Source organism: Duganella fentianensis, assembly GCF_009857835.1.
GTDB classification, from domain to species: Bacteria; Pseudomonadota; Gammaproteobacteria; order Burkholderiales; family Burkholderiaceae_D; genus Rugamonas; species Rugamonas fentianensis.
In genome coordinates this window covers 606,852-620,360 of sequence record NZ_WWCL01000004.1, presented here as the reverse complement: position 1 = coordinate 620,360, position 13,509 = coordinate 606,852, and the positions used below count along the sequence as shown (strand labels likewise).

The window sequence follows — 13,509 nt, the reverse complement described above, 5'->3', positions numbered from 1 at the left end:
GAATTGCAACGCCCAGCCATATACGAAAACCGCACGTCAAACTGCAACAGACCCGGTTTTTATGCTGGTACGGGGGTGCAAGTTCACACACCTGCCGCGCCGCTTCCGCTAGACTGGCTACACTCTCACCACCACTTTCTGAGCAGGACTGATATGCCCAACAAGAGCCCGGAAATGCTGCCTGAACTTACTGCCGACGACCCTGTCTCCGGTCCCGGCATCGACCTCGACACCCGCCGTCACCAGATCTTCCCCACCCTGAGCGAAAGCGATGTGAAGCACATGCTGCGTTTCGGTACGGTGCGCCAGTTCGGCGATGGCGACTGGATCTTCCGCGCCGGCCAGACCAGCTTCGGGCTGGTGCTGGTGCTGCAAGGCCAGATCGAAGTCAGCCGCTACGACGGGCTGGGCAATACCGCCCACATCACCTTCCATCAGGCCGGCCAGTTCGGCGGCGAAGTGGCGCAGCTATCGGGCCGGCCCTCGCTGGCCAACGGCCGGGCGATGGGCGAAACCGAAGTCTTGCTGATCCAGCCGGAATCGCTGCGCGCCCTGCTGATCGCCCATGCTGATCTGGGCGAACGCATCGTGCGTGCCCTGATCCTGCGCCGTGTCGGCCTGCTGTCGCTCAATTCCGGCGGCCCCTTGCTGGTGGCGCCGCGCGGCCATGGCCGCCTGCATACGCTGCAGAGTTTTTTGTCCGCCAATGGCCACCCGTACGAAGCACTCGATCCCGAACACAGCGCGCAGGCCGCGGCCCTGCTCGCGCACTACCAGCCCAAGCCGGAAGAACTGCCGCTGGTGGTCTGCCCCGATGGCGCGGTCAAACTCAATCCCAGCGTGGTCGATATCGGCCGCTGTCTGGGCATGCTGCCCCAGCTCGATAGCGACAAGGTGTGGGATGTGATCATCGTCGGTGCCGGACCGGCAGGGCTGGCGGCGGCCGTGTATGCGGCGTCGGAAGGCCTGTCCGTGCTGGTGCTGGAAACCCGCGCTTCGGGCGGGCAGGCAGCGGCCAGCGCCCGCATCGAAAACTTCCTCGGTTTCCCCACCGGTATCACGGGACGGGCGCTGGCCGGCCGCGCCTATGTGCAGACGCAGAAGTTCGGCGTCGAAGTGGCGATCCCCGCACCGGCCGGACGGCTGCTGTGCGATACCTACCCGCTACAAGTGGAAATGTGCGGCAGCCTGCAGCGCCTGCAGGCGCGCACGGTGGTGCTGTCCTGCGGCGCGCGCTACCGCCGTCCTTCGCTGGCCAATCTGCGCCAGTTCGAAGGCAAAGGCGTGTACTACTGGGCTTCGCCGATAGAGGGCAAGCTGTGCAAGAACGAACAGATCATCCTCGTCGGCGGCGGCAATTCGGCCGGACAGGCGGCCGTGTTCCTGTCTACTCAGGCCAGGCATGTGCACATGCTGATCCGCAAGGACAGCCTGGCTTCCACCATGTCCAGCTATCTGATCGAACGGATCGAGGCGACGCCGAATATCACCCTGCACACGCAAAGCGAAATTGTCGCGTTGGAAGGCGATGAAGAAGGCTTGCGGCAGGTAAGAGTACGCCATGCACCAAGCGCACTGGAAACCGACTACCCCGTGTGCCGCGTGTTCCTGTTCATAGGCGCCGATCCGAATACGGACTGGCTGCACGACTGCGGCGTAGACGTCGACCAGCACGGCTTTATCCGTACCGGTTTCGATGTCACCAAAGCCCAGTGCCGCGCCAACTTCAGTCAGGGCGTGTATCCGCCAGACCTGCCAGAACGGGCGGCGCTGGAAACCAGCGTACCGGGCGTGTTCGCGATAGGCGACGTACGCGCCGGCTCCACCAAGCGGGTAGCTGCCGCTGTGGGCGAAGGCGCAGCCGTGGTGGCGCAGATCCACGCCTTCCTTGCCAGCCTGCCGCTGACGAAAGCCTAGCTAGCCCTTGGCGCGACGCCGGCCTGACGGCTAGACACCGGGCCGCTAGTCTGCCGCTGCGGTGCGCGCCTGTATGCGGCGCAGCTGGGCCGCCTGATAGGCGGCGAAGGCATCATTGAACAGGCAGCGGATCAGCGGATCATCCACCACATCAGCTTCGGGCGGCGCGCCGTTGATGCGTACATACATCGACGTCAGCGACTCGCCCAGCGCCAGTCCCGCATACAGCTTGGCCAGCGGTATCTCGGTCTGCCACTGCGGCGTGGCGATGCTGTCGTCCAGTGCAATCTCGTCGCCATGGATGCGGTAGCGGAACTGCTGCGCCCTGCCCTCGTGGTCGTACACGCTGAGCTGCCAGCCGCAGGCCGCCGCGAAGTAACTATCCTCGGGCAGTTCCATTTCGCGGTATTTATGCAGCAGGCCCGTGCGGCAGAAATCCAGCGCCAGCGCCGTCTGCTCTGGCGTCAGCGCCGCGAAGTGGCGGGCAATCTGCGCCGTCGGCGGCGGCACCAGCTCCGGCCGGTAATCGAAATCCACATCCTGCTCGCCCACCGGTATCACCCATGGCAGCGGCGCCGCTGCTGCCAGTCCCTGCGCACTCAGCTCGAAGCTGACGGCAGGATTCATGCGCACTACCTGTGTGTGTGGCAGCCACTCGGCCAGCGCCGCAGCAAACTGGCGATAGGTCACAGGGAACATCGCGTGGTTGTACCACGACCAGGGCTCCTGCACGAACTGGCAGGAGCTGGGCACCACATAGCGCGGCGCCAGCGCCTGCAGCTGCTGCGGCCATTCCTCGGGCAACTCCGGCGCGCCACTGCTGGTGCGGCTGGCGCGGCCGGGCGCAATCACATCCACTTCGCGCATAGTCTGGAATGGCCACAGCACCATATCCCAAGGCGCGTACGGTACCAGCTGTTCCAGCGTTTCCGGGTCCATCCACGCATCGACCACGTTGAGTACATTCAAACCGGCAGCGCGCACATGGAACATCGAATCGACATCGGCATCGAGCGCACGGCGCGGTATCACTTCGAACGGCCCCAGATGCACCGGCTCATCTACCTTGAGCGCATGCACATTGCTAAACCCCAGCTCTCGTATCAGATCGAACAGCTCGTCAAAAAGGCAGTACAGATAAATCGGCGTAGCCCGGTCGAGCAAGTCCAGACTTTCGAACGAACAGTGATCGTCGTGGAAGTGCGAAATGAACACGGCGTCCACCTGCAGCTTGCGGATCTGCGCCAGATCGAAGCGCACGGAAGGAAAAGCGTGACAGTTGCGGCTAAACGGATTTTCGAACACGGGGTCGAAAACGATGCGCCGGCCTGCGCATTCAAACACATAGCCGGCATGCAGTATGCGGGAGATCTTCAGGGTCATCCCGCCATGGTAACAAATTCGGGCCCAGAGCTGGCGCTTTGCGCCGCCCTGCCCCGTCTTGCAGCCTAGCGCAGCGGCACAGGATAGCTGGCAGGGCTGACGTTGCCGTCATGGTCCACGGCCTGCACGCCAAAGTAGTAATTATCCTTGGATAGCGCCAGCGTGGCTTCCGTGGCTTTGCCGACGAAACGGCTGCCCTGCCAGTCGGCCGCGCCCGTTTCGCGCCAGACCACGCGGTAGCCGGCCAGATCCGGCTCGGCATTGGCTTGCCATACCAGCTCGGTATCGTTCTGCAGCTTGGACGTGCGTACCTGCACCCTGGCCGGTGCGGCCGGCGCCAGCGACAGCGTGGCCAGCGCCGCTGCGTTGACGCGGGCTACCTGTGCAATATAGGCATAGTCGTTGTACTGCGGCAGATCGCCTATCAGTACACCGTTTTCCGTGCGGATGTTCTGGTGCTGGTGGTTGAAGTCTTCTGCCGGTTCGGTAAAGCGCAGCGCCGCATAACCGCGTTCGAGGAAGGGCATGTGGTCGCCGCCGCGCAGATAGCGGTCGCGCCGCTGGATCACGTTGACCTTGAAGCCAGACACATAGCGCTCGCCCGATTCCTTGACGGAGCGCGCCAGCTGGCGCGACAGCGAATCGTTCTCGCCACCCGTCTGGATCAGCGTACGCACCACCTCGCTGTTTTCCTTCTGCACCGGCAGCCCTTCGGCAAACAGGCGCACCTGTTTGTTATCGATCTTGCCGTGTTCATCGTGCGAGCTGCCGATGATATCGTTGGTGAACATACCGGCGATGTTCAGATTCTTCTGTTTGGCCTGTTCGGCCCAGTGCGCCGCGCCCAGCAAGCCCTGCTCTTCCGCTGCCACCGTCATGAACACCAGCGTGGCATCGAACTGGTAGCGCGCCATCACGCAGGCCATTTCCATCACCGCCGCCGTACCGGAAGCATCATCGTTGGCGCCCGGTGCATCGCCATTAGCATCCATCACATCGGTATTGCGTGAATCATAGTGGCCACTGACCACATACATGCGCTCGCGCGCAGCGTCCTGCGTACCGGGCAGCGTGGCCACCACATTGACAATTTCCGTAGGGCGGCTGATGCGCGCCGAAACGGGCGCGATATGGCTGTCGAACGCTACCTGCAGCTTGCCGCCCGCCGCAGCGCCGCAGCGCTCCAGCTCACTCTTGATCCAGCGCCGTGCCGCGCCTATGCCTTCCGTTTCGGAGACGGTATCGGACATGGTATGGCGGGTACGGAAGCTGACCAGTTTGCGCACATAGCCTTCGATGCGCTGGGGCGAAATCTGTTTGACGATCTGGTCTATCTGGGCCTGATGGCGGCGCGTATCGGGGCCATCGGCGGCAGTCGCTGCCTGTGCAGCATAGGTCGTCAGGGCAGCCAGCACGGCCACACTCAGGGTCAGCGGTTTCAGGTGCATCTTTGTCTCCGTGGAAAATATCCGGCTATCTTCTCACGTCGCCAGCACGAATTTTCGCCCTGAAACAATTCTCAAACAAAAACCCGCAGCATTGCGCTGCGGGCAAGGGTCTGGCTAAAGCCGCTTTGCCGGCCTGCGCCTCATTTGGCAGCGGAAGCAGCCGATGCCGGCTTGTCCGCCTTGCTGGCTTTGCTGGTTTTGCCGGCCGGCGTGGCCATCGCCGGGGCACCATCCATCGACTTGCCGTTGACCACCAGCCCGGCCGCCGACAGCTTGGCCGCATTCTTGCCGCCTATGCCTTTGACGCGCTGCTCCAGATCGGCCCAGTCCTTGAACTCGCCCTTCTTGCGCTCTTCCAGTATGGCCTTGGTCTTGGCCGGTCCTATGCCTTTCACGCCATCCAGCGCGGCCGCATCGGCTTTGTTGACATCCACCTGCGCGAACGCAAAGCTCATGCTGGCCACCAGCGTGGCAACAGCCAGTATCAGTTTCCGCATCATGTCTCTCTCCGTTGGGTTGCAAGGGCGACCATCGCACCTTGAAGCCCCATAACGACAGGGCGCCAGCGCGGTTGACGCGCTGACGCCCTGAAAGACTGCCGAACCTGCGCCAGATCAAGCGGGGAACAGTTCCTCGCGCGTGACGGTGGCCGTACCGAGCTTGCCGACCACGATGCCGCCGGCGCGGTTGGCCGTCTGCACGGCTTCCTGCCAGCTGGCGCCAGCACCGAGCATGGCCGCCATGGTGGCGATCACGGTATCACCGGCACCGGACACGTCGAACACTTCACGTGCCTGCGCCGGCATGTGGAATTGCTCGCCTTCGGTGTACAGCGTCATGCCCTCTTCCGAACGGGTCAGCAGCAGCGCGTCGAGTTTCAGGTCGCTGCGCAGCTGCTGCGCTTTGGCCGTCAGCTCCTCCTCGCTGCGCCAGTCGCCGACGATACGGCGCATTTCCGATTTGTTCGGCGTCAGCACCGTAGCGCCCATGTAGCGCGTGAAATCGTCGCCTTTCGGGTCGACCATCACTACCTTGCCGGCCGCACGGGCCGAAGTGACCATGTCGGCCACATTCACCAGACTGCCCTTGGCATAGTCGGATAGCACGATCACATCGTAGTCATTGAGCAGGGCCTTGAACTGCACCAGCTTATCGCGCAGCACGGTATCGGTCGGTGCTTCTTCGAAATCGATACGCACCATCTGCTGCTGGCGGCCGATCACGCGCAGCTTGATGATGGTGGAAATGGCCGCGTCGCGTTTCAGATAACTATGGATGCCGCCGCTCTCCAGCAGTTGCGCCACTTCGTCGCCCGCCTCGTCGTCGCCCACCACGCCCAGCAGGCCGGCATGGGCGCCCAGCGCGGCGGCATTGCGCGCCACGTTGGCGGCGCCGCCCAGACGCGCTTCGCGCTTCTCGATACGCACGATAGGCACCGGCGCTTCCGGCGAAATGCGGCTGACATCACCGAACCAGTAACGGTCCAGCATCACGTCGCCCACTACCAGTATGCGCACCTGATCCAGTGCCGGCGCTACAGTCACACTCGTCGTCACGGCAGCCTCGTTATGCGCGGGTCAGGATGGAACGGCCGATGCCATGGTACTCGAAGCCTGCTTCGGCCATCACTTCCGGCTCGAACAGATTACGGCCGTCGAAGATGATGGAGTGCTTGAGCGCAGCCTTGATGCGGTCGAAGTCCGGGCTGCGGAAGGCCTTCCATTCCGTCACGATCACCAGTGCTTCGGCATCGGTCAGAGTATCCATCGGGCTGCTGGCGAAACGGATGCGGGCCAGTTCCTCGGCACTCAGGTCGAGCGCCAGTACGCGCTTGGCTTCGGCCATGGCGACCGGGTCGTACACGGCGATGGTGGCACCGGCATCGATCAGCTGGCGGATCAGCACACGGGCTGGCGCTTCGCGCATATCGTCGGTGTTCGGCTTGAAGGCCAGCCCCCAGACGGCAAAGTGCTTGCCGTTCAGGTCAGCACCGAAGCGCTTGACCACTTTCTGGCCCAGCACCAGCTTCTGCTTGTCGTTGACGGCTTCCACCGCGCGCAGGATCAGCAGATCTTGATCGTACTGGCGTGCCGTACGTTCCAGCGCCTGCACGTCTTTCGGGAAGCAGGAGCCGCCATAGCCAGCACCGGCGTACAGGAAGCTGTGGCCGATGCGCGGATCGGAACCGATGCCGTGACGTACGGCTTCGATATCGGCGCCCACCTGATCGGCCAGATTGGCCAGCTCGTTCATGAACGAGATGCGGGTGGCCAGCATGGCATTGGCCGCATATTTGGTGAACTCGGCCGAACGCACATCCATCCAGAAAGTACGTTCGTGGTTACGGTTGAACGGGGTGTACAGCTTCTTCATCAGGCCATGAGCCTTTTCGCCTTCCGGCGTGTTGTCGTAGCCGATCACGATGCGGTCAGGACGCATGAAGTCTTCGACGGCAGCGCCTTCCTTGAGGAATTCCGGATTCGACACGACGGAGAACTTCACCTCGGCGCCGCGCGCCGTCAGCTCGTCCTGTACGGCCGCTTTGACGCGGTCGGCCGTCCCTACCGGCACGGTGGATTTGTCGACGATGACTTTGAATTCCGTCATGTACTTGCCGATGTTGCGGGCAGCAGCCAGCACGTACTGCAAGTCGGCCGAGCCATCTTCATCGGGCGGCGTACCGACCGCGATGAACTGCAGCGTACCGTGTGCCACCGAAGCGGCAACGTCGGTGGAGAACTGCAGACGGCCCGCAGCGCGGTTGCGCGCGACCACTTCTTCCAGCCCCGGCTCGTGGATAGGAATACCGCCGTTGTTGAGCAGGTCGATCTTCTTCTGATCGACGTCCAGACAGAACACATCGTTGCCCAGCTCTGCCAGGCAGGCGCCCGTCACCAGACCCACATAGCCCGTGCCGATAATTGTAATTTTCATGGTGTTACTCTTCTTAATTCATGACATTGAGTTCTTCGGTGCGGCGCGGCGGGTAGGTCTCCCAGCGGCTGCATCCCGGGCACTGCCAGTAGAACTGGCGTGCTTTAAAACCGCAGTGGCTGCACTGATAGCGCGCCAGCTTCTGCGTATAACCGTGTACCAGATTCTTGACCATGGACAGCTCGGACACCACCGTCACCGGCGCATCCATCAGGCGCGCTTCCAGCAGCTTGTCCAGCCCCAGCAGGGTCGGCGTGCGGCGCAGTTCATCCACCACCAGCTGCTTGGCCGCGCCCACGCCATCGAGTTCCAGCACGGCCTTGTAGACCACTTCGATCAGGTCGATCGAGGAAGCCTGTTCCAGATAGGATTTGAGCAGGTTCACGCCTTCCTGTGCGCGCCCCACTTTGCTATAGCCATCCATCATGCGCTGGGCGACCAGCGCCGTATGCGGCACGCTGATCTGCTCGACGCGGCGCCAGGTCAGCAGGGCCGCTTCCACATCACCCTGTGCCAGCTGGGCGTCGCCGATCAGCATGGTGGCGCGCACGTTGACGCGGTCGGCCTGCAGCGATTTCTCCAGCAGCACCAGCGCATCCTGCGGATGCAGGTGTACCAGCGCGTCCTGCGCCAGTTCGCAGTAGAACTGGGCGATTTCCTTCTGACGCGAACCGGCACCGGCTTCCTGCAGCGCCAGCGCCGCTTCGATGGCACGCTGCCACTCCTTCTCGCGCTGGAAGATCTCCAGCAGGGCTTTACGGGCCTGTACGGCGTACTGGCCTTGCAGCATGGCGTTAAAGGTTTCTTCGGCGCGGTCCAGCAGGCCGGCCTTCAGATAGTCCATGCCCAGTTCATACTGGGCGTGCTCTTTCTGCTCCAGCGGCAGATCGGGACGGGCCAGCAGATTCTGGTGCACGCGGATGGCGCGTTCCGTTTCGCCACGGCGGCGGAACAGATTCCCCAGCGCAAAGTGCATATCGGCCGATTCCGGGTCCATGCGCACGATTTCGATGAACGCATCGATGGCTTTATCGGGCTGCTCGTTGAGCAGGAAATTCAGGCCTTTGAAATAGCCGCGCGGCAGCGTGCGCGATTCCGATACCAGTTGACGGATGTCGACGCGTGCGGCGACCCAGCCCAGTCCGAAAAAGACGGGGATACCCAGTAACCACCAGAGTTCTAATTCCATGCTTTGTATTTATTGTGGTTTGACGCTATCCGGCTGCGGCTGGGCTTGTGCCTGCAGCGCCGAGCTTTGCAGCGTCGTGATCGTGGTTTTATGTTTATTGGTTTCGCGGCGGTGGCGGAACACTGTCGGCGTCAGCGCCAGCACGCCGAGGAAGGCGCCGGCCACAAAAAAGCCGAGCAGCATCAGCACCAGCGGGCCGTGCAGATCATAGTGCAGGAAAAGGTGCAGATCGACCTCCTGCGTGTTCTTCAGCGCGAAGCCGAAAAACAGGACAAAAAGAACGCAACCTATCAGGGTGGATAGTAATTTCATCAGCCTGCTTCCTGTTCATCAATTCCAAGAGCGCAAGTATGCACTAGAAACGCCTTTGCGCAAAAATTTACGACACTTCCCCCATGGCGACACGGCCACGGGCATAAAAAAAGCGGCATCCGCAGACGCCGCTTTTCTCTTCTAACCTTCAGACGCTTAGTCCTCGATGATCGGTTGCCCGACCATGGCGTCCACCCGTTCGCGCAATTGCTTGCCCGGCTTAAAGTGCGGCACCCGTTTTTCCGGCACCATCACTTTATCACCCGATTTCGGATTACGTCCGATACGCGGGGGGCGGCTATTGAGGGCAAAACTGCCAAAACCACGGATCTCGATGCGCTGACCACTCGCCAAAGCGTTGGTCATGGCATCGAGGATGGTCTTGACCGCATATTCCGCATCTTTCGCCACCAGCTGAGAGTAACGCTCAGCCAGACGGTTGATCAACTCGGACTTGGTCATCGACTAGTCTTAGTTCTTGTTATCGAACTTGGCTTTCAGCAGAGCGCCCAGGCTGGTGGTGCCCGAAGCAGCGTTGCTGTCGGTAGCAGCCATTTTTTGCATGGCTTCTGCGGTCTCAGCGCTATCTTTCGCTTTGATCGACAGCTGGATGCTGCGAGCTTTGCGATCGATGTTGATGACCAGCGCTTCAACGGTGTCGCCCACTTTCAGGTGGGTGCCAGCGTCTTCCACGCGGTCACGCGAGATTTCCGAAGCGCGCAGGTAGCCTTCAACTTCTTCCGACAGCTGGATCACGGCGCCTTTAGGCTCAACCGATTTCACGGTACCCGAAACCAGGGCACCTTTGTCGTTCATTGCAGCGAAGTTGTTGAATGGGTCGCCTTCCAGTTGCTTAACGCCCAGGGATACGCGCTCACGCTCAACGTCGATAGCCAGAACGATGGCTTCCAGTTCGTCACCTTTCTTGAAGCGACGCACGGCTTCTTCGCCGGTTTCGGTCCACGACAGGTCGGACAGGTGTACCAGACCGTCGATGTTGCCAGCCAGGCCGATGAACACGCCGAAGTCGGTGATCGATTTGATCGCGCCTTTGACTTTATCGCCCTTCTTGTGGGTAACACCGAAGTCGTCCCATGGGTTGGCTTTGCACTGTTTCATGCCCAGCGAGATACGACGACGCTCTTCGTCGATCTCCAGAACCATCACTTCTACTTCGTCGCCCAGTTGGACAACTTTGTTAGGAGCAACGTTCTTGTTGGTCCAGTCCATTTCGGAAACGTGTACCAGACCTTCGATACCCTGTTCCACTTCCACGAACGCGCCGTAGTCGGTCAGGTTGGTGACTTTACCGAACAGACGGGTGCCTTGTGGGTAACGACGCGACAGACCGGTCCATGGGTCATCGCCCAGTTGCTTCACGCCCAGCGAAACACGGTTCTTCTCTTGATCGTATTTCAGGACTTTAGCGGTGATTTCTTGACCCACGGTCAGCACTTCCGATGGGTGACGTACACGACGCCATGCCAGGTCGGTGATGTGCAGCAGGCCGTCGATGCCGCCCAGATCCACGAATGCGCCGTAGTCGGTGATGTTTTTCACAACGCCGGTCACCACGGTGCCTTCTTTCAGGGTTTCCATCAGTTTCTGACGCTCTTCGCCCATCGAAGCTTCGATAACGGCGCGACGCGACAGAACCACGTTGTTACGCTTGCGATCCAGTTTGATCACTTTGAATTCGAGGGTTTTGCCTTCGAATGGGGTGGTGTCTTTTACTGGACGGGTGTCTACCAGCGAGCCTGGCAGGAAGGCGCGGATGCCGTTGGTCAGAACGGTCAGACCGCCCTTGACTTTGCCATTGACGGTACCGACAACGATCTCGCCCGATTCCATGGCTTTTTCCAGTGCCAGCCACGAAGCCAGACGCTTGGCTTTGTCGCGCGACAGGATGGTATCGCCGAAACCGTTTTCCAGCGATTCGATGGCCACGGAAACGAAGTCGCCTACTTTGACTTCCAGTTCGCCTTGGTCATTTTTGAATTCTTCAACAGGGATGAATGCTTCCGATTTCAGGCCGGCGTTGACGATCACGAAGTTGTGATCCAGACGAACGACTTCAGCCGAGATCACTTCGCCCGAACGCATGTCTTGACGCGACAGGGACTCTTCGAAGAGGGCTGCAAAACTTTCCATATTAGACATTATGACTTCCAGGTTACCAACAAGGCTCGCGAAATGCGACTTCAGTTGGGTTAGGGTTGATAAAAGTACTGCTACTTGCTACTACTTAGCTACTACATACTCACTACTAACTCGTTACGGTACTGCGTGTTCTGTTCTGCTGTGAGCGCTTACTTGCGTGCCATTACTTGGCAGCGGCATACCATGCCAGCACCTGGGCCACCGCCTGTTCGGCGTTGATTTCCGAAGTATCGAGCACCAGTGCGCCCTGCGGCGGCACCAGCGGCGCTACCGCCCGATTGGTGTCGCGCTCGTCGCGCGCCTGCAAATCCTTCAGCAGATCATCCATATTAGCAGAAATTCCCTTAGCTATCAATTGCTTATACCGGCGTTCCGCGCGCGCAGCCACACTGGCTGTCAAAAACACCTTGAGCGCGGCGTGCGGGAAGATCACCGAGCCCATGTCGCGCCCGTCGGCAACCAGACCGGGCGCCTTGCGGAAGCCCAGTTGCAGGCCCAGCAGCGCATGGCGTACAGCGTGGAAGGTTGCAATTTTGGAAGCAGCATTCCCTACAGCTTCGGCACGAATCGCCTCGGTGACGTTTTCATGCGACAGTATGATGTCGCCGCCCTGAAAACTGCACTGCAGGTGCTCGGCCAGCTTGGCCAGCGCATGCTCGTCGGCCAGATCGGTGCCACGGCGCAAGGCCGACAGCGCCGTCAGGCGGTACAGCGCACCCGAGTCGAGATAGTGGAAACCGAGTTGATCTGCCACACGATGGGCAACCGTGCCCTTGCCGGACGCGGTCGGGCCATCGATGGTGATCACAGGAATGATGGATGTAGGCATATTTACTATTTTGCAATTGCCGCAAATGCAGCAAAGTATTCAGGGAAAGTCTTGGCGACACATTTAGGATCATTGATCCGCATCACATTTCCCTTGCGGGCAGCGCCGTCCAGCGCTACCAGCGAGAAACACATGGCCATGCGGTGATCGTCATAAGTGTCTATGGTAGCAGGCTGGATCACGGCCGGTGGGGTCACACGGATATAGTCCGGCCCCTCTTCCACGATGGCACCCACCTTGCGCAGCTCGGTGGCCATGGCGGCGATACGGTCGGTTTCCTTGACGCGCCAGCTGGCGATGTTGCGCAGCGTGCTGGTGCCGTCCGCATACAGGGCTGCCACGGCAATGGTCATGGCGGCATCGGGGATGTGGTTGAAATCGGCGTCGATGGCTTTCAGCACGCCGTTCGAGCGCGCTTCGATCCAGTTGTCGCCCATGGTGATCTGGGCACCCATCTGTTCCAGTGCACCCACAAAACGCACATCGCCCTGAATGCTGTCCTTGCCCACGCCTTCCACCCGTACCGGACCGCCAGCGATGGCACCCGCGGCGAGGAAGTAGGATGCCGAAGAGGCATCGCCTTCCACATGGATCACGCCGGGCGACTGATACACCTGTCCCGGCTGCAGCGTGAACGAAGCCCAGCCATCCTGCTCCACCTGCACGCCGAAACGACGGATCAGGTTCAGGGTGATTTCGATGTAAGGCTTGGAAATCAGCTCGCCTTCCACTTCGATGGTAATCGCGTGTTCGCGTGCCATCAGCGGTGCCACCATCAGCAGCGCCGTCAGGAACTGGCTCGACACATTGCCGCGCACCGACAGGCGCTGCGCGTGGATCTTGCCCTGCTTGATGTGCAGCGGCGGGAAGCCGGGGTTGCCCGTGTATTCGACATTGGTGCCGGCCGCGTTGAGCGCATCGACCAGATCACCGATAGGACGCTCGTGCATGCGCGGTACGCCGTGCAGCGTGTAGTCACCACCGATCACGGCCAGTGCCGCCGTCAGCGGACGGATAGCGGTACCAGCGTTGCCCATGAAAAGGTCGGCCTTGGCATTTGGCAGTACCCCTGCCACGCCTTGGACGTGATGGATGGTGCCCGTAGCGGTTTTCTCTTCGCGCCATTCCACGCCCAGCGAGCGCAGCGCAGCCAGCATCACGGCCGTGTCGTCCGAGGCCAGCAGATCGACGATCTGCACATCGCCCTGCGACAGTGCGGCCAGCAGCAGCACGCGGTTGGAAATGGATTTCGAGCCGGGCAGACGGACGGCCCCCTCGGCGTGCGCCACCGTGGCCAGATCTATGTATTCGTGAGTCATGCGAGTTCCTGATGTATT

General features: G+C 61.0%; 12 protein-coding genes. 1 reads left to right on the top strand and 11 read right to left on the bottom strand.

Going from position 1 to position 13,509, the window contains the following annotated elements:
• Positions 1-153 precede the first annotated feature (153 nt).
• The gene (locus GTP23_RS19880) at positions 154-1,917 is read left to right on the top strand and encodes an FAD-dependent oxidoreductase (RefSeq protein WP_161036690.1); all 1,764 of its coding nucleotides are present in this window, start codon (positions 154-156) and stop codon (positions 1,915-1,917) included.
• Positions 1,918-1,962: 45 nt separating this feature from the next.
• Here the strand turns inward: GTP23_RS19880 and GTP23_RS19875 are convergent, their stop codons facing one another.
• From GTP23_RS19875 to aroA, 11 genes are all read right to left on the bottom strand, one after another.
• The gene (locus GTP23_RS19875; RefSeq protein WP_161036689.1) at positions 1,963-3,300 is read right to left on the bottom strand and encodes an MBL fold metallo-hydrolase; all 1,338 of its coding nucleotides are present in this window, start codon (positions 3,298-3,300) and stop codon (positions 1,963-1,965) included.
• 65 nt (positions 3,301-3,365) lie between these two features.
• Positions 3,366-4,748, bottom strand: coding sequence for a M28 family peptidase (locus GTP23_RS19870; protein WP_161036688.1), 1,383 nt, complete (start codon positions 4,746-4,748; stop codon positions 3,366-3,368).
• Positions 4,749-4,888: 140 nt separating this feature from the next.
• Positions 4,889-5,248, bottom strand: coding sequence for a ComEA family DNA-binding protein (locus tag GTP23_RS19865; RefSeq protein WP_161036687.1), 360 nt, complete (start codon positions 5,246-5,248; stop codon positions 4,889-4,891).
• A gap of 114 nt (positions 5,249-5,362) precedes the next feature.
• On the bottom strand, positions 5,363-6,304 hold the full coding sequence (rfaE1, locus tag GTP23_RS19860; RefSeq protein ID WP_161036686.1) for a D-glycero-beta-D-manno-heptose-7-phosphate kinase: 942 nt from the start codon (positions 6,302-6,304) through the stop codon (positions 5,363-5,365).
• Positions 6,305-6,314: 10 nt separating this feature from the next.
• On the bottom strand, positions 6,315-7,682 hold the full coding sequence (locus GTP23_RS19855) for a UDP-glucose dehydrogenase family protein (RefSeq protein WP_161036685.1): 1,368 nt from the start codon (positions 7,680-7,682) through the stop codon (positions 6,315-6,317).
• A 13-nt stretch (positions 7,683-7,695) separates the two neighbouring features.
• Positions 7,696-8,871: a lipopolysaccharide assembly protein LapB gene (gene lapB / locus GTP23_RS19850; protein WP_161036684.1), complete on the bottom strand. Its 1,176-nt coding sequence runs from the start codon at positions 8,869-8,871 to the stop codon at positions 7,696-7,698.
• Between the two features lie 9 nt (positions 8,872-8,880).
• On the bottom strand, positions 8,881-9,183 hold the full coding sequence (locus GTP23_RS19845; RefSeq protein WP_155434665.1) for a LapA family protein: 303 nt from the start codon (positions 9,181-9,183) through the stop codon (positions 8,881-8,883).
• A gap of 156 nt (positions 9,184-9,339) precedes the next feature.
• Positions 9,340-9,645: an integration host factor subunit beta gene (locus GTP23_RS19840; RefSeq protein ID WP_161036683.1), complete on the bottom strand. Its 306-nt coding sequence runs from the start codon at positions 9,643-9,645 to the stop codon at positions 9,340-9,342.
• A gap of 9 nt (positions 9,646-9,654) precedes the next feature.
• The gene (gene rpsA / locus GTP23_RS19835; protein WP_155434835.1) at positions 9,655-11,334 is read right to left on the bottom strand and encodes a 30S ribosomal protein S1; all 1,680 of its coding nucleotides are present in this window, start codon (positions 11,332-11,334) and stop codon (positions 9,655-9,657) included.
• A 172-nt stretch (positions 11,335-11,506) separates the two neighbouring features.
• The gene (cmk, locus tag GTP23_RS19830; protein WP_155434663.1) at positions 11,507-12,172 is read right to left on the bottom strand and encodes a (d)CMP kinase; all 666 of its coding nucleotides are present in this window, start codon (positions 12,170-12,172) and stop codon (positions 11,507-11,509) included.
• Positions 12,173-12,177: 5 nt separating this feature from the next.
• On the bottom strand, positions 12,178-13,491 hold the full coding sequence (aroA, locus tag GTP23_RS19825) for a 3-phosphoshikimate 1-carboxyvinyltransferase (RefSeq protein ID WP_161036682.1): 1,314 nt from the start codon (positions 13,489-13,491) through the stop codon (positions 12,178-12,180).
• Positions 13,492-13,509 lie beyond the last annotated feature (18 nt).